We start from the raw sequence: 19,509 nt of genomic DNA, 5'->3' as shown, positions 1-19,509 counted from the left end.
TTGTGCGCCGTACCCTGCGCGGCATTGCCACTGAGTGATGCCTGTCCAATTTTACTGTGAGCAATGAAAAATGTGGAAATGGTTTCATCAATTCGCTAAACCCGAGCGGCTCTATACGCTGTGTGGTCGGTTTGTCCCGTGGCTGGGTATTGCCGCTGTGGTCTGTTTGATGGTGGGCTGGGTGTGGGGATTTGGTTTCGCCCCCTCTGATTATCAGCAAGGCAACAGTTTCCGTATCATTTACTTGCATGTCCCGGCGGCGATCTGGTCGATGGGGATCTATATGTCGATGGCGATTGCGGCACTTGTCGGCCTGGTCTGGCAAATGAAAATGTCTGATAACGTCGTCGCCGCCATGGCGCCGGTCGGCGCGGTGTTTACCTTTATTGCCTTGGTCACCGGTTCTACTTGGGGTAAACCGATGTGGGGAACCTGGTGGATTTGGGATGCGCGATTGACCTCTGAGTTAGTGTTGCTATTCCTCTATCTTGGCGTGATTGCGCTGTATAACGCATTTGACGACCGCAAGTTGGCTGGGCGGGCTGCGGGTATTTTGGTGCTGGTCGGTGTGGTCAATATTCCAATCATTCATTTCTCCGTGGTGTGGTGGAACACCTTGCATCAAGGTTCCACCAACATGCAGCAAAGCATTGATCCAAGTATGCGTTCGCCGTTGCGTTGGGCGATTTTTGGCTATTTGTTGTGCTTTATTACTCTGACATTAATGCGCCTGCGCAACTTGATTTTGCAGCAAGAGCGCCATCGCCCTTGGGTAAGCGCCTTATTGCGTAAGGAGCCACGTCTATGAATCCGGCCTTTAACTCTTGGGCGGCATTTTTCGCCATGGGCGGCTATGCCTTTTATGTCTGGCTGGCGGCGGCGGTTACTTTGCTGTCTCTGCTTAGTTTGTGGGGACATACGCTGTGGCAGCACAAACAATTATTAGCGGATATTCAGCGTCGTCAGGCGCGGGAGCTGCGCATTCGGCAGGCAAATCAGACTCAGCATTCCGCCCGTTCGCAGGAGAAACAGCAGTGAACCCACGTAGAAAAAGTCGGCTCTATCTGGCGATGGTGGTTTTGATCGGTATCGGTCTGACCACCACTCTGGTGTTGTACGCACTGCGTGCCAATATCGATCTGTTCTATACCCCTGGCGAAATATTGCAGGGTAAAGGGGAGCGCCACGAGAAGCCGGAAATAGGTCAGCGTTTACGTATCGGCGGCATGGTGATGCCGGGGTCGGTGAAACGTGATGATAAGACGCTGGAAATGAGTTTCAAGGTTTATGATGCGCGCGGCGCAATCACCGTCACTTATACCGGCATTTTACCGGACCTGTTCCGCGAGGGGCAGGGGGTGGTAGCGCAAGGTGTATTCGCTGAGGGCAATAAGGTAAATGCGAAAGAAGTGCTGGCAAAGCATGATGAAAAATACACACCACCAGAAGTGAAAGAGGCGATGAAGGAAAACCACACCCGCCCAGCGGAGGCTTACAGTAGCACTAAGCGTGAGGGTAATGCCTCATGATGCCTGAAATAGGGAGTTTTCTGTTATGCCTGGCACTGGCTATCTCGCTATTGCTGAGTTTGTATCCGCAATGGGGCGCTGCGCGTCAAGATGCCCGTATGATGGCGGTTGGCAGACCCTTGACGTACGGTATGTTCGCTACCATCGCGCTGTCATTTATATGTCTGGTGTATGCGTTTGTGGTGAATGATTTCACTGTCTCCTATGTGGCGGCGAACTCAAATTCACACCTGCCAGTTTATTATCGTATTGCGGCGACCTGGGGCGCACATGAGGGATCGCTGCTGCTGTGGGTGTTGCTGCTAAGTTGCTGGTCGCTGGCCGTTGCGCTCTTTAGCCGTTCAATGCCGGATGATGCGGTAGCCCGAGTGCTGTCGGTGCTGGGGATGATTACCGGCGGTTTCCTGTTGTTTATTATTCTGACGTCAAATCCGTTTACCCGCACCTTGCCGGACTTCCCAATTGACGGTAATGATTTAAATCCGTTGTTGCAGGATGTCGGGTTGATTTTCCATCCGCCACTGCTTTATATGGGTTATGTGGGGTTCTCGGTAGCTTTTGCTTTCGCGATAGCTTCCTTAATGGCTGGCCGACTTGATAGTGCTTGGGCGCGCTGGTCACGGCCGTGGACTCAAGCGGCATGGGTGTTCCTGACCATGGGGATCGTGCTCGGTTCGGCGTGGGCCTATTATGAATTAGGCTGGGGCGGCTGGTGGTTCTGGGATCCGGTTGAGAATGCCTCGTTTATGCCTTGGCTGGCAGGTACGGCGTTAATTCACTCACTGGCGGTGACCGAAAAACGTGGCACATTCAAAGCGTGGACGGTATTGCTGGCGATTACGGCATTCTCTCTATGCCTAATGGGCACCTTCCTGGTGCGTTCCGGCGTATTGGTTTCGGTACACTCTTTTGCCTCTGATCCGGCTCGTGGCATGTTTATTCTGGCTTATCTGGTGATTGTTATCGGTGGCTCATTGCTACTGTATGCAGTTAAAGGCGCACAAGTGCGCAGCCGTACTCAGCATGAGGTGTTCTCACGCGAGACTTTCCTGCTCGGTAATAATGTGCTGCTGATTGCCGCAATGTTGGTGGTGCTTCTGGGTACTTTGTTGCCATTGGTACACAAGCAACTGGGACTGGGCAGTATTTCAATCGGCGAACCGTTCTTTAATACCATGTTTACCTGGTTGATGGCCCCAATGGCACTGCTGATGGGGATCGGGCCATTAGTGCGTTGGCGTCGTGATGAGCCGAGTAAACTCTGGAAACGCCTCAGTGTGGCTCTGGTCATCACCTTGCTGCTGTCGATATTGGTACCCTGGCTGCTGCAAGACACTATTGCCGGTATGACCGTGGTCGGTTTGATGATGTCTATCTGGGTCATTATCCTGACATTGATGGAGTTGCATGAGCGAGCAACTCACCGCTATGGTTTTTGGCGTGGTTTAACGCACTTATCTCGCAGTCATTGGGGCATGGTGTTGGGGCACTTGGGTGTGGCGGTGACGGTGATCGGTATTGCCTTTAGCCAAAATTACAGTGTTGAGCGTGATGTGCGCATGAAGGCTGGTGATAGCATCGATATTCACGATTATCACTTCGTGTTCCGCGATGTTCACGATATCAAAGGATCGAACTATACCGGCGGTGTTGGCATTATTGATGTCACCCGTCATGGTAAACCTGAAGCCACCTTACATGCGGAGAAACGTTATTACAGTGTGGCCCGTTCTATGATGACTGAAGCCGCTATTGATGGTGGCTTCAGCCGTGATCTCTACGCCGCACTGGGTGAAGAACTGGATGACGGGTCATGGGCGGTGCGCTTGTATTACAAACCCTTTGTCCGCTGGATCTGGTTCGGTGGGGTATTTATGGCTATCGGCGGCATCTTCTGCATGCTTGATCCGCGCTATCGGATGAGCAAAAAGTTAAAGCGCAGTGCTGCATCGGAGGCTGAATAATGAAATCTCACTTTTCATTCAATAAGCTGATGTTTATTCCGCTGGTACTGTTTTTACTGCTAGTTGTGGCCTTTTTAGTGCAATTGACTCGCAATGCTAATGGCGAGGATCCGACGATGTTGGAGTCAGCGCTGATTGGTAAACCGGTGCCAACGTTCAAGCTTGAATCGCTTGAGCAACCGGGGAAAACCTTTGATCAGGCAGTATTACATGATGGTAAGCCGATGTTACTTAATGTCTGGGCAACCTGGTGTCCGACCTGCCGCGCTGAGCATCAATATCTGAATAAGCTGGCGGCACAAGGCATCCGTGTGGTGGGTTTGAACTATAAAGATGATCGTGTCAAAGCGGTGCAGTGGCTCAATGCGCTGGGTAATCCTTACGCGCTGAGTTTGTATGATGGTGATGGCATGTTAGGGCTGGATCTGGGGGTTTATGGTGCGCCGGAAACTTTTCTGATCGACGGGCAGGGAATTATCCGTTATCGCCATGCCGGTGATCTGAACGATCGCGTCTGGCTGCAAGAAATTCTGCCGTTGTATAAGAAGTATCAGGGGGGCGCATGAGATTACTAAGCCTGATCTTCGGCCTTATGCTGAGTTGGAGTCTGTTTGCCGCCATCGATACCTACACCTTTAAATCTGAGGCACAAGAGCAGCAGTATCGTGAACTGACCGAACAACTGCGCTGCCCTAAATGTCAGAACAACAGCATTGCCGACTCCAATGCGATTATTGCTGCTGATATGCGCGCCAAAGTGTATGAACTGATGCAGCAGGGTAATTCCAAACAGCAAGTCATTGACTATATGGTGGCCCGCTACGGCAACTTCGTCACTTACGAGCCGCCGGTGACGGCTGCAACGCTGATTCTGTGGGTGGGGCCGGCTCTGTTTGTGCTATTTGGGGCCGTAGTGGTGATATTACGTGCACGGCGACGAGTGGAGAAAGAGACCCCACTGTCGGCGCAGGAACAGCAACGGTTACACCATCTGCTCGCCGAACATGCTCGCGGTGTGGAAAAATCGACGGTGGTGCAACACAGCATCCCGACTAAACACGCGAAGACAAACAGGAAACAACCATAATGGCTTTTTGGCTGATAGTGATCATTTTGCTGGCGGTCGCGGGTGCTTTGTTGGTTATACCTGCCATGCGGCAAGACACGGATTCACCGACGACCACCCGGGATGAATTGAACAAGGCTATTTATCAGGATCGGTTATCTGAACTGGCTGAAGATGAAGCGCAAGGCGTGGTAGAACAGCGACCTGAACTGATTCAGGAACTGCAACAAAACCTGCTGACAGATATCCCCCAACAACCGGATGAGGAGATAAGCCCGATTAACCGCTGGGTGTTACTGCCCGGGGTGGTGATACTGGTGGTGGTCGCCGTGGGGTTATACCTAAAAACCGGTGGTTTGGCTCAGGTGCAGGCATGGCATCAGGTTGTTGCACAAATGCCTGAATTACGTGCCAGAGTTGCCAATGAGCGGGCGGAGCCTTTGAGTATGGAAGAGGTCGCACGTTTAGGGCTGGGCTTGCGTACTTCTTTGCAGCAAGATATTGCTAACGTCAATGATTGGATGATGCTTGGCCGGGTGGGGATGGCACTGAATAATGCCACTACCGCAACCCAAGCTTTTGCTAAAGCTTATCAGCTTGCGCCCGATAATGAAGATGTCAGACTCGGTTATGCTGAGGTGCTGACACGTTCCAACGATCCACAAGATAATCAGCTGGCAACTCAGATGTTGCGAACGATGGTTGGACAGGATCATACCAATCTGCGCGCCATGAGTTTATTAGCTTTTAATGCTTTTGAGCAGGGTGACTTTAAACAAGCCATTGGTGCATGGGAAGTTATGCTAAAATTGCTGCCTGCTGGCGATTCCCGCATAGAAGTGATAAAACGCAGTATCCAGCAAGCCAAATCACAGGCTGGGCAGGAAACAGCTACACTGGGAATAGAGGTTTCACTCTCCTCTGATGCCGCTCAGAAATTACCTCAGCAGGGAACCCTGATTATATCGGTAACCGATGGAGCAAACCCGGTACCGGTTGCCGTCAAACAACTGCCTGTGAGCCGATTCCCGTTATTAGTAACGTTGGATGACAGTAATGCAATGATGCCAGAGCGTTTGCTCTCTTCGTTGTCTCAGGTGAAAGTGCGGGCACGTCTCTCGCAAGATGGTACGGCCAATCCGCAATCGGGTGACTGGTTTGGTGAGAGCAGCGTGCAGAGTTTCGGTGGGACAGCAAAGCCACAAACAATTAATGTACAGATAAACAAACAGATCCCTTAAGCGTAAGGGGCTGGACAGAATTTCATGGAGAAGATTATGAACTACCGCCTGACTGTGCTGGCTTTTGCCACCGTGCTATTAGTAGGGTGTGCCAGTAGCTCGCCGGATCATATGGAGCAGGGCCGCTCAGATCCGCTGGAAGGTTTTAACCGGGCAATGTTCAATTTTAACTATGAGGTTCTTGATCCTTACGTGGTGCGCCCGGTAGCCGTAGTTTGGCGTGATTACGTGCCACAACCTGCACGTAACGGCACAAGTAACTTCCTGAGTAACCTTGAAGAGCCAGCCAGTATGGTCAACAGCTTCTTGGTGGGTGACCCGTATAATGGCATGAAGCACTTTAACCGCTTCTTCCTGAATACTATTTTGGGCATGGGTGGCTTGATAGATGTGGCGAGTATGGCTAACCCTAAGCTGGCTAAACAAGTCCCTCACCGCTTTGGCAGTACACTGGGCCATTATAATGTTGGTTACGGCCCGTATGTAGTGTTACCGGGCTATGGCAGCTTCACCATTCGTGAGGATGGGGGGAATGCGGCTGATTACGTTTATCCGGTGTTGAGCTATCTCACGTTCTGGATGTCGGCAGGTAAATGGATGGTAGAAGGGATTGAAACCCGTGCTCAGCTATTGGATTCCGATGGGTTGCTGCGTAACTCGTCAGATCCTTATCTGATGGTGCGCGATGCCTACTTCCAACGTCATGATTTCTTGGCGAACGGCGGGCAGTTGAAACCGGAAGTCAATTCGAATGCACAAGCTATTCAGGGTGATTTGGACAGTATCGATTCAGCCAACTGATTCTGATACCTGATTCGAATAATAAAAAAGCGCCGAAAGGCGCTTTTTTATGGGCAAAGGAATTGCCAGTATCCGCTGATTAGAACGCGTAGTTAAAGTTCACGCCGTACAGCAGTGCCGTACCTTTAGAGTCGAACTGATAAGTAGTGCCGCCCACTGCCGCTGGTGTTTTTTCAGTAATATGCACGCTTTGGCCATGCATATAGGAAATACCAACATCCACTGAGGCATCTTTGTTGAAGGCGTAGGTAGTACCCGCACTGATCCAGAAACGGTCTTGGTCTGGAATTGAGATAGTGCGGTTATCTGCCGGAACCGGGCTGTCATCGAAGGCAATACCGGTACGGAAGGTCCAATTATCATCGTGATAATAAGTGGTACCCAGCGCGATACGGTAAGCATCATGGAAGCCTTCATGTTTTTCAAACAGTGTCTGGCCATTAGTGCCGGTTGCTTTCAGTTCTTGGAACTGACTCCAACTGGTGTAGGCCATGCTGTAGTGAATGGCCCACTGTGGTGCCACTTTGTTATAGCCGGACACTTCCCAGACTTCTGGTAGGTTCAGAGTTAAAGCACCCGGGATCGTATTACCGCCAGTGCCTCTTGGTGGTGGCAGTTGGTTGCTGAAATCGCCATCAAAGTCGATTTTCACTTTTGAGCGGTAAGTGAAGCTATAACGGTTTTCCTTATCAACCTCATACAGCACGCCCGCATTCCAACCATACCCCCACTCTTTACCTTCCATACGGGTAACTTCGGTATTAGCAGGGCGACCCGATAACGGACCAACTTCACCGAGATGGCGTACAATCTTCGCATCGGCGTACACTGCATTAAAGCCCAGGCCGAAACTGAAGTTTTCATTCAGGCGATACGCGGTACTCAGGTTCAGGTTGGCGGTTTTCAGATCAGTCTGACCGCCAAGGGAACCCGCAGGATAGTCGTCATTGAATTCAGTAGCCAAACCGTAGTTTGAGGTACCAGAGGCACCAATTGCCCATTGCTCATTCAGTGGCATAATAAAGTGGATATTTGGGATCCACTCTGAAGGCGCGATGTTATTGGCATCGGTACTTCTGCCTGAAATGGGGGATGTCCCACTAATATTGACGTCAGGATCAACATAAACAAAGCCGCCAGAGAAAGAAGGGCGGTCGAACAAAGTCATTGCTGCGGGGTTACGGCTACCAACTGATGCGTTGTCGGCAACGGCGCCTTCACCAGAGAAAGAACGCCCCAATGCAGCGGCTGAATATTCATTCAACTGGAAGCCAGCCGCAGAAACGTTCGACGATATGATTGCCACTGCAGCTGCCAGAGCTGATCGGGTAAACAGGTTTTTCTGGTTCATGACCAAAACCTCATTGTTTTAATTAATGTTACACACCGTAACAAGAGAATGCGGGATTGTAGGGTCCGTTATCGGTCAGACAAAGCAGACCAGTGGCTGAAGTATAGGTCCGACCTGTGTCAGTGTTGCAAGTATGTTTTGGGATTTGTTCAGTTTTGATTGCAAAAAATAGACGCAGTTAACAAAAAACTCACAATTTAGTATCAATTATTACATTATCAATGAATGAGCATACAATTTGACTGTGACCTTTATCACTTAATAAGCCTATAAACAGTAAGTCCTAGTGCCAAGTGACCGACGGTAGTAAAATAATGACAGAGAAAATATTTTTTTTGCGCCATGCCTTTTTGTGCTATTTGCACTAACGAATTGGCAATTTGCACCTATTTTGAAATGTCCGTTGAGGAGAATTGAAGATGTCAGATGCAATTAATCGCTGTAGTGCGGAAGAAACTGCTGCCTGCTGCTGTATAGATGTTGGTACTATAATGGATAATACTGATTGCACGGCCTCTTACAGTTGTGTGTTTGACAACCGTACTGAAGCTGAAGCGATGCTGAAATCGCTGACCGAAAAAGCGCGTGCTGTTGAGTCAGAACCTTGCTTGATTGAGCATAAATTGGAAGAGAAGGACGGCGGTGTTTGTTTAACCATCGACTTTACTTTTGCCTGCCAGGCAGAAACCATGATTTTCCAGCTGGGTCTGCGTTAATTCATGCCGGTAGTCACCGCAACTCAGGTAAGTTGAACCGATCTCTAACGCGAAGCCTTTTGCTTCGCGTTTATTTTTGTCTAATTTCCTCTGTAAATTTATCGCGTTAGATTCATCATTCTTCCCCATCCCCAATTCATCTTTCCCACGATTTTGTCGCTAAAAGTTGCTCCTGCTCTCACTTTCCTGTTCTGTAGGTTTACCAAATGTAAATTTTTGGTTAAAAATAATTAGATCAGGTCAGACCTGTTATTTGTTATGCTTAACTAAAAGCCACTCTATTTATCAGGAGCGTTTATGAGTAAGCCATTACCGCTAGTGACGCGCCAGGGCGATCGCATTGCAATCGTCAGCGGCCTGCGGACCCCTTTTGCCAAGCAAGCAACTGCTTATCATGGCGTACCGGCCGTCGACTTAGGCAAAATTGTGGTCAGTGAGTTGCTGGCCAGAAGTGGCGTTGCTCCTGAGTTAATTGATCAACTCGTATTCGGTCAAGTGGTGCAGATGCCTGAAGCGCCAAATATTGCCCGTGAAATCGTGTTGGGTACCGGCATGAGTGTGCATACCGATGCTTACAGTGTCTCACGCGCGTGCGCCACCAGTTTTCAGGCGGTAGCCAATGTGGCAGAAAGTATTATTGCAGGCTCAGTCACGGTGGCGATAGCCGGTGGTGCCGATTCCTCTTCCGTGCTGCCAATTGGTGTCAGTAAAGCACTGGCGCGAACCTTGGTTGATGTTAATAAAGCGCGAACCCTCTCCCAGCGGCTGAAGTTGTTCAGCCGCTTAAAGTTACGCGATTTGCTTCCTGTTGCCCCGGCAGTGGCTGAATACTCTACCGGCTTGCGCATGGGGGATACCGCAGAGCAGATGGCAAAAACCTATGGTATCAGCCGTGAAGATCAGGATGCTCTGGCGCTACGATCGCACCAAATGGCAGCGATTGCCTGGCAGCAAGGGTTATTACACGATGAGGTGATGACGGCTTATATCCCGCCTTACCGTGATGCTATTACCGAAGATAACAATATCCGCAAAGATTCCACTATGGCGCAATATGCCAAGTTACGCCCCGCATTCGATCGCCAACATGGCAGTGTCACGGCGGCCAACAGCACCCCTTTGACGGACGGTGCCGCAGCCGTGATGATGATGAGTGAAGCGAAAGCAAAAGAGTTAGGTTTGCAACCGTTGGGTTATCTGCGCAGTTTCGCCTTTTCCGCCATCGATGTCTGGCAAGATATGCTGCTAGGCCCATCTTATGCCACGCCACTGGCACTAGACCGTGCCGGCATCACGCTGGCTGATTTGACCCTTATCGATATGCATGAAGCATTTGCGGCACAAACACTGGCTAACCTGAAAATGTTTGCCAGTGATACTTTCGCGCGTGAAAAATTGGGTCGTAGCCAGGCTATTGGTGAAGTTGATATGAGCAAATTCAACGTATTGGGTGGTTCGATTGCCTACGGTCACCCCTTTGCGGCCACAGGCGCCCGGATGATTACCCAAACATTAAATGAATTGCGTCGCCGTGGCGGAGGATTAGGGCTAACGACGGCATGTGCTGCCGGTGGGTTGGGTGCCGCGATGATTTTGGAGGTGGAGTAATGGGTCAGGAAAATTTACTTAACAGCGGTAGTGAAACAGCCTCAGGGGATAGCCGTACCCCAACCGATTCGGTCTTTACCCTCAATGTGCGGCCAGACAATATCGGTGTGATCACCATTGATGTTATTGGTGACAAAGTGAATACCTTAAAGGCTGAATTTGCAGAGCAAATTGCCGAGATACTGCAACAAGCGCAGGCTTTATCACAATTGCAGGGGCTGGTTATTATTTCTGGCAAGCCAGACTCTTTTATTGCAGGTGCTGATATCACCATGATTGCCGCTTGCCGTACCGCGCACGATGCGCGTGTATTGGCACAGAAAGGGCAATCTGTTCTAGCGCAGATCGCTGCATTCCCCATACCGGTGGTGGCTGCTATCCATGGTGCTTGCCTGGGCGGTGGTTTGGAGCTGGCGCTAGCGTGCCATAGTCGCATCTGTTCGCTAGATGACAAAACGGTACTCGGTTTGCCAGAGGTTCAACTGGGTCTGTTGCCCGGATCGGGTGGAACACAACGCTTGCCGCGGTTGATTGGTGTCAGCAAAGCACTGGATATGATTCTTACCGGCAGACAAGTCCGTGCGCGCCAGGCGCTTAAGATGGGGCTGGTGGACGATGCGGTGCCCCTCGATATCTTGTTAGATGTGGCGGTCAAACGGGCCAAAGCGGGTTGGCTCGATAGGCCAGTTTTACCTTGGCAGGAACGTCTACTTAGCGGCCCATTGGGTAAAGCATTACTGTTTAAGATTGTGCGTAAAAAAACGCTGGCGCAGACCAAGGGCCATTATCCGGCGGCGGAGCGCATTATTGATGTGGTGCGTAAAGGATTGGACTACGGTGGCCCCAGTGGTTATGAAGCGGAAGCCAGAGCCTTTGGTGATCTGGCCATGTCTCCCCAGTCATCTGCTTTGCGTAGCTTGTTCTTTGCCACAACATCACTGAAAAAGGAGACCGGTGGTACAGCGCAGCCTCGTGCTATTCATCGTGTTGGGGTCTTGGGTGGCGGTTTGATGGGGGGCGGAATTGCCAATGTAACGGCCACTCGCGCAGGCTTGCCGGTACGTATCAAAGATATTAATCCGCAAGGGATTAATCAGGCGCTAAAATACACTTGGGATGCCTTAGGCAAGCGGGTTCGCAGTAAGCGTATGCGCCCGGCTGAACGGCAGCGCCAGATGATGCTGATTTCCGGCAGCACAGATTATTGCGGTTTTGGCTCGGTTGATATCGTAGTTGAAGCTGTATTTGAAGATTTATCATTGAAGCAGCAAATGGTTGCTGATATCGAACGTTTCGGCGCAGCACATACCATTTTTGCCTCCAATACCTCCTCATTGCCGATAAGCCAAATTGCTGCGCAGGCACAGCGACCAGAACAGGTGATCGGCCTGCACTACTTTAGCCCGGTAGATAAAATGCCGCTGGTTGAAGTGATTCCTCATGCAAAAACCAGCGAAGAAACTATCGCAACCACAGTAGCTTTGGCGCGTAAACAAGGTAAAACAGCTATTGTCGTGGCTGATTGCGCTGGGTTTTATGTAAACCGAATTCTGGCTCCATATATCAACGAAGCTGCTCGCTGTGTACTGGACGGTGAACCTATCGATTCTGTTGACAAAGCGTTGGTGAATTTTGGCTTCCCGGTTGGGCCGATCACACTGTTGGATGAAGTTGGTATTGATGTAGGTACCAAAATCATGCCGATTCTGGTTGAGCAACTAGGGCCGCGTTTTGCTGCACCTCCATCATTTGATGTCATCTTGAAGGATGGACGGAAAGGGCGTAAAAATGGCCGTGGCTTTTATCTCTATCCGGCAGCAACCAAAGGTATTAACTGGAAGAAAAAACAGGATAAACAAGTCGATACCAGTGTTTATGTCTTGCTGGGTGTGACGCCGAAAGCCCATATCGAGTCCTCGGTGATAGCACAGCGTTGTACCATGATGATGTTGAATGAAGCAGCACGCTGTCTGGATGAATCGATAATTCGTAACCCACGCGATGGTGATATTGGTGCTGTGTTTGGCATCGGCTTCCCGCCATTCCTCGGGGGGCCTTTCCGCTATCTGGATAGTCTGGGGGTGGAGAAGGTCGTGAAAACACTCAGATTGTTGGCACAACAATACGGCGAACGTTTTGAACCTTGCCAACTGCTGGTGAGCATGGCCGAACAGCAACAGACGTTTTACCCGCAGGAACGTAATCCAGATGAGGTGCCTGGCGAAGAGCGCTGAGTTTGCAAAAGGGTATTGCTCACGGGGCTTGGTCGCATTTTTCCACTAAACAGGCGGCCGACTAACACCTATTCTTAAGAGTGTGAGCAGGATCACCACCTGCAATTCTAAGGGATTAGGTGGCTGTACACCGGGGGCAACCCGCGCTACCTTAACCAGAATCACGTTAAGTGACTATTCGTGCCAAAATGTATTAATAGGCACTTATTGCGCAGGTGATAAAGTTTAGATTAAGCTGTTGATATGGTTATTATGTAACCATTCAAGGTTGGCTGCCGGTATGCTCGGTGTAAAAAGCAGCCATTTTCTTTACCTTAAGTTTCAGGCAAAATGCCCGGCCGCCATAGAGAGACGGCGCGTTATCGTTATGAAGTTTCTTTGCCCATGGCAAAGGTTTCGGCGGTACAGCACGCAAAGCGTTTCTGTATAGCGTTATTTTGTTAACAAAAACGGTGCAATATGCAAGTTTTCATTATGCGTCACGGTGACGCGGCCCTTGATGCAGCAAGTGATGCACAACGGCCTCTTACTCTGTGTGGTCAGGATGAGTCACGTCAGATAGCAAGCTGGCTAAGCGAGCAGTCTGTTGATATCGATCAGATTTTGGTTAGCCCTTATCTACGCGCAGCGCAAACATTAGACGTCGCGCGTGAGGTGATTACGCTACCGGCAGAGCAGGAAGTGATGCCAGAATTAACGCCGGGTGGGGATGCCGCTTTTGTCTGCTGCTATTTGCAGGCATTGGCAAAAGAAGATTGTGCCGCAGTGCTGGTCATTTCGCACTTGCCGCTGGTCGGGTATCTGGTTTCTGAGCTTTGTCCAGGGCAATGCCCACCAATGTTTGCCACCTCGGCAATCGCCTGTGTTGATCTTAATGGTGATACCGGGAAGGGGACATTTGATTGGCAGGTCAGCCCGTCACAACTGTTGGCAAAGGCTTGCCACGGTTAAAACAGTGTTAGTGAATATTCAATCGGCGCGGCATCTCTGTCGCGCCTTTGTTTTTCTGTCAAACCGTATTTCGCGTCTATTCTTCTAACTCAATTAAGACCAGTAATGCCGCAGTCCCACCCCAATCTTTAGGGGCTTGATGGAATGCCAGCACATCAGGGTGCTGCGCCAGCCACAAAGGGGTTTGCTGCTTCAGAACATGTTTGCCGTGGCCATGCATCACGCAGGCACAATGCACATGCTCCCGCTTACAGGCAGCAATCAGTGCGCCCAACTCCTGTTTGGCCTGTTTCTGGGTTAATCCGTGTAAATCCAAAAACATATCGGGCGAGTAATCACCGCGCCGCAGCTTTTTAACTTCAAAATGATCAACGCCAGGCCGCACATAGCGGGTGGGACCGTCGTAATCCAACTGCGGTTGGAATTCATCGGAAAAATAATAACTGGCATCAACCTGCTCTTGCAGTAATTTTTCCGGTGCGATTCTTTTGCCCAACTTGGGCGGTGTATGCAGAACAATCGTATCTTGTTTCAGCTTCTTCGCCCCAACTATTGACTCCTTAAATAGCTGTAAATCATCAGTCGTGAGGTGATATTTATTTTTCATCATCAGTTCGTTGTACTTATTTGATTACCTCCAGTTTACCTGTTGAACGTCATCTGTCTAAATAAATGTCTATACCCGTCATATTTCAAGGTGTAGGTGTGTTGGCTGCCCTCGCTTACCCGAATCACTTACTTGTGTAAGCTCATCGGGATTATCTCGGTTGCCGCCTTCCTACGCCTTGAAATCTATTGGGTATAGGTATGTCGTCATATTTCAAGGTATAGGTGTGTTGGCTGCCCTCGCTTACCCGAATCACTTACTTGTGTAAGCTCATCGGGATTATCTCGGTTGCCGCCTTCCTACGCCTCGAAATCTATTGGGTATAGGTATGTCGTCATATTTCAAGGTGTAGGTGTATTGGCTGTTCTCGCAATCAAGCGGTTATCCATACAATTTTCAATGTTAATGTGCTTTTCATTATTCGGTTATCATTCAACTGATGTATTGCTGCTGATTTGTCGCGGGCTTCATGGCAAACTAGGGGATAGATAATGATTTTTCGCACCGTTGTTGGAGAATACCTTGGACAAGATTTTCGTCGATGAAGCAGTAAATGAGCTGCACACCATTCAGGATATGCTGCGCTGGGCAGTTAGCCGGTTTAATGCGGCCAATATTTTTTATGGTCACGGTACTGATAATCCGTGGGACGAAGCAGTACAACTGGTTTTCCCAAGCCTATTTTTACCGATAGATATCCCTGAGGATATGCGCAGTGCGCGCCTGACGTCGAGCGAGCGGCACCGTATTGTCGAACGGGTGATCCGCCGGGTTAACGAGCGAATTCCGGTTGCTTATCTGACCAATAAAGCTTGGTTCTGCGGTATGGAATATTATGTTGATGAGCGTGTATTGGTGCCACGTTCACCGATAGCTGAATTGATTAATAACAGCTTTGATGGTCTGATCAGACACCAGCCTAAGCATATTCTGGATATGTGTACCGGTAGTGGTTGTATTGCTATTGCTTGTGCCTATGCCTTCCCAGACGCTGAAGTGGATGCTGTTGATATCTCTAATGATGTTCTGGCAGTAACTGAACATAATATTCAACAGCATGAGATGGAACATCAGGTCACACCGATTCGCTCTGACCTGTTCCGTGATTTACCGCCAATCAAATATGACTTGATTGTCACTAATCCACCGTATGTTGATGCCGAAGATATGGCCGACTTACCGCAGGAGTTCCGCTTCGAGCCTGAACTTGGGTTGGCTGCTGGCAGCGATGGCTTGAAACTGGCTCGCCGTATTCTGGCTTGCGCCCCGGACTTCTTGCAAGATGATGGCGTGTTGATTTGCGAAGTGGGCAACAGCATGGTGCATTTGATGGACATATATCCTGATGTGCCTTTCACCTGGCTGGAGTTCGACAACGGCGGTGATGGCGTATTTATGCTGACCAAACAGCAACTGATTGACTGCGCTCCGCATTTTAGTATGTACCGCGATTAATCGATCTCTGCTTATAAAGTCTGTCAGTGTGATAAATATCATGCTGGCAGATTGTTTATGACTAAATGGTAAGGAGCCGTGATGGCTGGCAACAGTATTGGGCAGTTTTTCCGCGTCACCACTTTTGGTGAATCTCACGGCATCGCCTTGGGGTGTATTATTGATGGCGTCCCGCCGGGCATTCCAATCACTGAAGCTGACATTCAGTTGGATCTCGACCGGCGTCGCCCGGGTACCTCACGCTATACCACTCAACGCCGCGAGCCGGATCAGGTGCGTATTTTATCTGGCGTGTTTGAGGGAGTAACCACCGGTACCAGCATCGGGTTGATGATTGAGAATACTGACCAGCGGTCACAGGATTACAGCACGATTAAAGATGTCTTCCGCCCAGGCCATGCTGACTATACCTACGAACAAAAATACGGCGTGCGTGACTATCGGGGAGGGGGCCGTTCTTCAGCCCGTGAAACCGCGATGCGTGTTGCCGCCGGTGCCATTGCTAAAAAGTATCTGGCGCAGAAATTCGGGGTGCAGGTGCGTGGCTATCTGGCACAAATTGGCGATATTAGTTGTGATTTGATTGATTGGGATTTGGTTGAACAAAATCCGTTCTTCTGTCCAGATGCCAGTAAGTTGGAGCCGCTGGATGCGCTGATGCGTGAACTGAAAAAAGCCGGTGACTCTATTGGAGCCAAAATTACCGTGGTCGCTGAACACGTGCCGGTTGGTTTGGGTGAGCCAGTATTTGACCGTTTAGATGCAGATTTGGCCCATGCGCTGATGAGTATCAATGCGGTGAAAGGGGTGGAAATCGGTGATGGTTTTGCTGTTGTTACTAAGCGTGGTAGTGAAAACCGTGATGAGATTACCCCACAAGGTTTCCAGAGCAATCATGCCGGGGGCATTTTAGGCGGCATCAGCAGCGGGCAACCGGTTGTGGCCCATATCGCCTTGAAACCGACATCCAGCATTATGGTACCAGGGCAAACCATTAACCGGCAGGGTGAGGCGGTTGAGATGGTTACCCGTGGTCGCCATGACCCTTGTGTCGGTATTCGCGCAGTCCCTATTGCTGAGGCCATGATGGCTATTGTGTTAATGGATCACTTGCTGCGCCAGCGTGCACAGTGCGGTGATGTGGTTTCCGACGTTCCGCGCTGGTAGGCACAATGAACAAATGGATTGTGGGTGCAGTGGCACTTGCCGCTACCGTAGCACTCACCGCTATAGCCCCGGTCATGGCGGCGACGCCATGGCAACAGATAGCCAACCCGGTTGCAGGTTCTCCACAGTCGATTGGTGGTTTTGCCAACGGCTGCGTTATTGGTGCAATGTCTTTGCCGCTCCAATCGGCAGATTATCAGGTGATGCGCCCGGATCAGCGCCGTTATTTCGGTCATCCTGATTTACTGAACTTTATCCACCGTCTGAGTGCGCAGGCTGAGCAACATCGCTTGGGAACGGTATTGATTGGCGATATGGCAATGCCCGCCGGTGGGCGCTTTAGTAGTGGGCATGCCAGCCATCAATCTGGTCTGGATGTGGATATCTGGTTACAACTGCCAGTACAGCGCTGGAGCCAACAGCAATTGCTGAAACCGCAACCTGTTGATTTGGTGGCAGCCGACGGCAAACGGGTCGTCCCCGCACTGTGGCAACCTCAGGTCGAGAGCCTTATCAAGTTAGCGGCTAACGATAACGAAGTGACGCGTATTTTCGTCAATCCGGCGATTAAAAAGCAACTGTGTCTGGATGCCGGAACGGATCGTAATTGGTTGCATAAAGTGCGCCCGTGGTTCGGCCATCGTGCACATATGCATGTAAGATTGCGCTGCCCGGCAGATAGCCTGGAGTGTTTGGATCAAGACACGCCTCCTGCGGGGGATGGTTGTGGTGCAGAACTGGAAAGCTGGTTCCAGCCCCATCAACCGAGTGCTAAACCGGGTAAAACCTTACCCCCACCATTGCCGCCTTCATGTCAGGCTTTGTTGGATAACCATTTTGCTGCGGAATAAATCATGGATTGGTTTACGCTGGGCCCTGAGGTTTTAGGGATACTGTTTGTCGTCGCCTTATTGGCGGGTTTTATTGATTCCATTGCGGGTGGCGGAGGCTTGCTCACCGTGCCGGCATTACTGGCGGTTGGATTACCACCGGCACAGGCGTTGGCGACCAATAAATTGCAATCGGTCGGCGGGTCATTATCCGCCAGCCTCTATTTTATCCGCCGTGGGGCGGTGAATTTAAAAGAGCAAAAGCTGACCATTGCTCTAACACTGGTCGGCTCAATGCTGGGTGCTATTTTGGTTCAGCATATGCGGGCCGATATTTTGCGGCAAATTCTGCCATTGCTGGTGATAGGGATTGGTGTTTATTTTCTGCTCACTCCCAAGCTGGGTGAAGTTGATCAGCAGCGCCGTCTATCCGCACTACCCTTTGCCTTGATTGCTGGCGGTGGTGTCGGTTTTTATGATGGTTTCTTTGGCCCCGGAGCCGGTTCTTTCTATGCGCTGGCCTTTGTGACGCTGTGCGGATTTAATCTGGCAAAATCCACCGCTCATGCCAAAGTGCTTAATTTTACCTCCAACTTGGGTGGCCTGACCTTCTTCATCGTCGGCGGCAAAGTAGTGTGGAGTATCGGGTTGGTGATGCTAGTAGGGCAGGTGTTGGGCGCACGCCTTGGTGCACATATGGTGTTGACCAAAGGCCAAAAATTAATCCGCCCAATGATTGTCGTGGTGTCATTCGTAATGAGCTGCAAGCTGCTGTATGACAGCCACGGTTCTGAGATCTCCTCCTGGTTGGGGTTACACGTTTTCGCATAACTTAAGGTGTCAAAATAGCAGTGAGCCTGACTGTCGCTGACGATACCGCTCTTACGGACCCAAGTATGACCCATGATTATCAGCAATTAATCGATGTTTTTAATGCCTGTTTTAGCGACCAATATAATACCCGGCTGGTAAAAGGTGACGATGAGCCTATTTATCTGCCTGCCGATGACGAATTTCCCTATCATCGGGTGATTTTTGCCCATGGTTATTATGCCAGCGGAATGCATGAGATCTCCCATTGGTGTATTGCCGGTGAAGAGCGGCGCAAGTTGGTCGATTTTGGTTATTGGTACTGCCCGGATGGGCGTGATGCATTAACCCAGAGCCAGTTTGAAGTGGTTGAGATCAAGCCACAGGCACTGGAATGGATGTTCTGTGTAGCGGCGGGTTTCCCTTTCAACGTCAGTTGCGACAACCTGGAGGGGGATTGTGAGCCGGATCGCATAACATTCCAGCGCAAAGTACGCGAACAAGTGTTGTGGAATTTAGAAAACGGTATATCCCCACGACCTGCGGGCTTTATTCAGGCACTACAATCGTTTTACAATACGCCGCCGTTGGTAGCCGCGCTTTTCCCTTACCCGGAAGATCTCGTGTAGCTTGCAGCCTGGCTGTAACGCCATTATTTTTGGATATAGAATATAACCCAATAGATTTCAAGGTGTAGGAAGGCGGCAAGCAAGATACAAATTGGGTGTAAATCATTTTGAATAGCGCTTGCGCTGGCCCGCAGGGTGAGCCTCTGATGAGGCTCATAATCCCGATGAGCCCACGACGGTAAGTGATTCGGGTTAATGAATGCTGCCAACACACCTGCGCTTTGAAATATGACGGGTTATTGAGGAAAGTTGATGATCGCAGAGTTCGAAACGCACATATTAGCGCAGATTGATGACATGGTAGAGCACGCCAGTGATGATGATTTATTTGCCGGCGGCTATCTGCGCGGCCATCTGACCCTAGCCGTGGCAGAATCTGAAGAGTTTGGTGAACATACGGCTGAGCAGTTACATGCCCGCGTGCAGACCAGCCTGGAAAAAGCGATCAAAGCCGGGGAGCTTTCCCCACCGGATCAGGTTTTGGTATTGGGTTTATGGGATCGTTTACTTGAGCAAGCTATAAAATAGCGTTCATTGCTGGAGTCGCGGG

At 50.2% G+C, this 19,509-nt stretch carries 20 protein-coding genes; 18 read left to right on the top strand and 2 right to left on the bottom strand.

Features of this window, described 5'->3' with window-relative positions; all coding sequences use genetic code 11:
* Positions 1-70 precede the first annotated feature (70 nt).
* Genes Q2T72_RS15180 through mlaA form a run of 8 tightly spaced genes read left to right on the top strand, consistent with a single transcriptional unit; the run spans position 71 to position 6,601 of the window.
* On the top strand, positions 71-808 hold the full coding sequence (locus tag Q2T72_RS15180; RefSeq protein WP_083158200.1) for a heme ABC transporter permease: 738 nt from the start codon (positions 71-73) through the stop codon (positions 806-808).
* Positions 805-1,038 carry a heme exporter protein CcmD gene (gene ccmD, locus Q2T72_RS15175; protein ID WP_083158201.1) on the top strand — a complete coding sequence of 78 codons (234 nt, stop codon included), beginning with the start codon at positions 805-807 and terminating at the stop codon, positions 1,036-1,038. Before Q2T72_RS15180 ends, ccmD begins: the two co-directional genes overlap by 4 nt.
* Positions 1,035-1,529 (top strand): cytochrome c maturation protein CcmE, encoded by a 495-nt coding sequence (gene ccmE / locus Q2T72_RS15170; protein WP_083158202.1) that lies wholly within the window; start codon positions 1,035-1,037, stop codon positions 1,527-1,529. Before ccmD ends, ccmE begins: the two co-directional genes overlap by 4 nt.
* Positions 1,526-3,493 (top strand): heme lyase CcmF/NrfE family subunit, encoded by a 1,968-nt coding sequence (locus Q2T72_RS15165; RefSeq protein WP_372569405.1) that lies wholly within the window; start codon positions 1,526-1,528, stop codon positions 3,491-3,493. Before ccmE ends, Q2T72_RS15165 begins: the two co-directional genes overlap by 4 nt.
* Positions 3,493-4,059 (top strand): DsbE family thiol:disulfide interchange protein, encoded by a 567-nt coding sequence (locus tag Q2T72_RS15160; RefSeq protein WP_083158204.1) that lies wholly within the window; start codon positions 3,493-3,495, stop codon positions 4,057-4,059. The genes Q2T72_RS15165 and Q2T72_RS15160 overlap by 1 nt, the downstream gene beginning before the upstream one ends.
* The gene (locus tag Q2T72_RS15155) at positions 4,056-4,580 is read left to right on the top strand and encodes a cytochrome c-type biogenesis protein (protein ID WP_372569404.1); all 525 of its coding nucleotides are present in this window, start codon (positions 4,056-4,058) and stop codon (positions 4,578-4,580) included. The genes Q2T72_RS15160 and Q2T72_RS15155 overlap by 4 nt, the downstream gene beginning before the upstream one ends.
* Positions 4,580-5,800, top strand: coding sequence for a c-type cytochrome biogenesis protein CcmI (gene ccmI, locus Q2T72_RS15150; protein WP_372569403.1), 1,221 nt, complete (start codon positions 4,580-4,582; stop codon positions 5,798-5,800). The genes Q2T72_RS15155 and ccmI overlap by 1 nt, the downstream gene beginning before the upstream one ends.
* Positions 5,801-5,836: 36 nt before the next feature.
* Positions 5,837-6,601: a phospholipid-binding lipoprotein MlaA gene (gene mlaA / locus Q2T72_RS15145; RefSeq protein ID WP_083158207.1), complete on the top strand. Its 765-nt coding sequence runs from the start codon at positions 5,837-5,839 to the stop codon at positions 6,599-6,601.
* A gap of 79 nt (positions 6,602-6,680) precedes the next feature.
* On the opposite strand, the gene fadL is transcribed toward mlaA, so the two are convergent.
* Entirely contained in the window at positions 6,681-7,952 is a 1,272-nt protein-coding gene (gene fadL, locus Q2T72_RS15140) for a long-chain fatty acid transporter FadL (protein WP_193784622.1), read from the bottom strand.
* Positions 7,953-8,371: 419 nt separating this feature from the next.
* Here fadL and Q2T72_RS15135 point away from each other — a divergent pair, with 419 nt between their 5' ends.
* The 4 genes from Q2T72_RS15135 (at position 8,372) to sixA (ending at position 13,461) form a co-directional block, all read left to right on the top strand.
* Entirely contained in the window at positions 8,372-8,668 is a 297-nt protein-coding gene (locus Q2T72_RS15135; protein WP_083158209.1) for a YfcZ/YiiS family protein, read from the top strand.
* A 297-nt stretch (positions 8,669-8,965) separates the two neighbouring features.
* The gene (fadI, locus tag Q2T72_RS15130; RefSeq protein ID WP_083158210.1) at positions 8,966-10,276 is read left to right on the top strand and encodes an acetyl-CoA C-acyltransferase FadI; all 1,311 of its coding nucleotides are present in this window, start codon (positions 8,966-8,968) and stop codon (positions 10,274-10,276) included.
* Complete coding sequence (gene fadJ / locus Q2T72_RS15125) at positions 10,276-12,510, top strand: fatty acid oxidation complex subunit alpha FadJ (RefSeq protein ID WP_372569401.1); 2,235 nt, start codon at positions 10,276-10,278, stop codon at positions 12,508-12,510. The genes fadI and fadJ overlap by 1 nt, the downstream gene beginning before the upstream one ends.
* 459 nt (positions 12,511-12,969) lie before the next feature.
* Positions 12,970-13,461: a phosphohistidine phosphatase SixA gene (gene sixA / locus Q2T72_RS15120; RefSeq protein ID WP_372569399.1), complete on the top strand. Its 492-nt coding sequence runs from the start codon at positions 12,970-12,972 to the stop codon at positions 13,459-13,461.
* 76 nt (positions 13,462-13,537) lie between these two features.
* Here the strand turns inward: sixA and smrB are convergent, their stop codons facing one another.
* Positions 13,538-14,068, bottom strand: a complete 531-nt coding sequence (gene smrB / locus Q2T72_RS15115) for an endonuclease SmrB (protein ID WP_083163530.1) — start codon at positions 14,066-14,068, stop codon at positions 13,538-13,540.
* 522 nt (positions 14,069-14,590) lie between these two features.
* On the opposite strand from smrB, the gene prmB reads away from it, so the two are divergent.
* The 6 genes from prmB (at position 14,591) to Q2T72_RS15085 (ending at position 19,487) form a co-directional block, all read left to right on the top strand.
* Positions 14,591-15,523 (top strand): 50S ribosomal protein L3 N(5)-glutamine methyltransferase, encoded by a 933-nt coding sequence (gene prmB / locus Q2T72_RS15110; RefSeq protein WP_050084895.1) that lies wholly within the window; start codon positions 14,591-14,593, stop codon positions 15,521-15,523.
* 81 nt (positions 15,524-15,604) lie between these two features.
* Positions 15,605-16,690, top strand: a complete 1,086-nt coding sequence (gene aroC, locus Q2T72_RS15105; protein ID WP_005183428.1) for a chorismate synthase — start codon at positions 15,605-15,607, stop codon at positions 16,688-16,690.
* Positions 16,691-16,695: 5 nt separating this feature from the next.
* Positions 16,696-17,541, top strand: coding sequence for a penicillin-insensitive murein endopeptidase (gene mepA, locus Q2T72_RS15100; RefSeq protein WP_372569398.1), 846 nt, complete (start codon positions 16,696-16,698; stop codon positions 17,539-17,541).
* A 3-nt stretch (positions 17,542-17,544) separates the two neighbouring features.
* Positions 17,545-18,351 carry a sulfite exporter TauE/SafE family protein gene (locus Q2T72_RS15095; protein WP_083158214.1) on the top strand — a complete coding sequence of 269 codons (807 nt, stop codon included), beginning with the start codon at positions 17,545-17,547 and terminating at the stop codon, positions 18,349-18,351.
* A gap of 65 nt (positions 18,352-18,416) precedes the next feature.
* Positions 18,417-18,959, top strand: coding sequence for an elongation factor P hydroxylase (locus tag Q2T72_RS15090; RefSeq protein WP_372559930.1), 543 nt, complete (start codon positions 18,417-18,419; stop codon positions 18,957-18,959).
* A gap of 252 nt (positions 18,960-19,211) precedes the next feature.
* Entirely contained in the window at positions 19,212-19,487 is a 276-nt protein-coding gene (locus Q2T72_RS15085; RefSeq protein ID WP_005183422.1) for a YfcL family protein, read from the top strand.
* The last annotated feature ends 22 nt before the right edge of the window (positions 19,488-19,509 follow it).

The sequence above is a fragment of the Yersinia sp. 2466 StPb PI genome (assembly GCF_041538325.1).
Lineage (GTDB): Bacteria > Pseudomonadota > Gammaproteobacteria > Enterobacterales > Enterobacteriaceae > Yersinia > Yersinia enterocolitica_E.
This window is presented reverse-complemented; position numbering and strand designations above follow the sequence as displayed.

What these genes read in the sequence shown, in the direction of transcription:
- Q2T72_RS15180 (WP_083158200.1), top strand. Translation starts at nt 71, where the DNA reads ATGTGGAAATGGTTTCATCAATTCGCTAAACCCGAGCGGCTCTATACG.
- ccmD (WP_083158201.1), top strand. Translation starts at nt 805, where the DNA reads ATGAATCCGGCCTTTAACTCTTGGGCGGCATTTTTCGCCATGGGCGGC.
- Q2T72_RS15165 (WP_372569405.1), top strand. Translation starts at nt 1,526, where the DNA reads ATGATGCCTGAAATAGGGAGTTTTCTGTTATGCCTGGCACTGGCTATC.
- Q2T72_RS15160 (WP_083158204.1), top strand. Translation starts at nt 3,493, where the DNA reads ATGAAATCTCACTTTTCATTCAATAAGCTGATGTTTATTCCGCTGGTA.
- Q2T72_RS15155 (WP_372569404.1), top strand. Translation starts at nt 4,056, where the DNA reads ATGAGATTACTAAGCCTGATCTTCGGCCTTATGCTGAGTTGGAGTCTG.
- ccmI (WP_372569403.1), top strand. Translation starts at nt 4,580, where the DNA reads ATGGCTTTTTGGCTGATAGTGATCATTTTGCTGGCGGTCGCGGGTGCT.
- mlaA (WP_083158207.1), top strand. Translation starts at nt 5,837, where the DNA reads ATGAACTACCGCCTGACTGTGCTGGCTTTTGCCACCGTGCTATTAGTA.
- fadL (WP_193784622.1), bottom strand. Translation starts at nt 7,952, where the DNA reads ATGAACCAGAAAAACCTGTTTACCCGATCAGCTCTGGCAGCTGCAGTG.
- Q2T72_RS15135 (WP_083158209.1), top strand. Translation starts at nt 8,372, where the DNA reads ATGTCAGATGCAATTAATCGCTGTAGTGCGGAAGAAACTGCTGCCTGC.
- fadI (WP_083158210.1), top strand. Translation starts at nt 8,966, where the DNA reads ATGAGTAAGCCATTACCGCTAGTGACGCGCCAGGGCGATCGCATTGCA.
- fadJ (WP_372569401.1), top strand. Translation starts at nt 10,276, where the DNA reads ATGGGTCAGGAAAATTTACTTAACAGCGGTAGTGAAACAGCCTCAGGG.
- sixA (WP_372569399.1), top strand. Translation starts at nt 12,970, where the DNA reads ATGCAAGTTTTCATTATGCGTCACGGTGACGCGGCCCTTGATGCAGCA.
- smrB (WP_083163530.1), bottom strand. Translation starts at nt 14,068, where the DNA reads ATGAAAAATAAATATCACCTCACGACTGATGATTTACAGCTATTTAAG.
- aroC (WP_005183428.1), top strand. Translation starts at nt 15,605, where the DNA reads ATGGCTGGCAACAGTATTGGGCAGTTTTTCCGCGTCACCACTTTTGGT.
- mepA (WP_372569398.1), top strand. Translation starts at nt 16,696, where the DNA reads ATGAACAAATGGATTGTGGGTGCAGTGGCACTTGCCGCTACCGTAGCA.
- Q2T72_RS15095 (WP_083158214.1), top strand. Translation starts at nt 17,545, where the DNA reads ATGGATTGGTTTACGCTGGGCCCTGAGGTTTTAGGGATACTGTTTGTC.
- Q2T72_RS15090 (WP_372559930.1), top strand. Translation starts at nt 18,417, where the DNA reads ATGACCCATGATTATCAGCAATTAATCGATGTTTTTAATGCCTGTTTT.
- Q2T72_RS15085 (WP_005183422.1), top strand. Translation starts at nt 19,212, where the DNA reads ATGATCGCAGAGTTCGAAACGCACATATTAGCGCAGATTGATGACATG.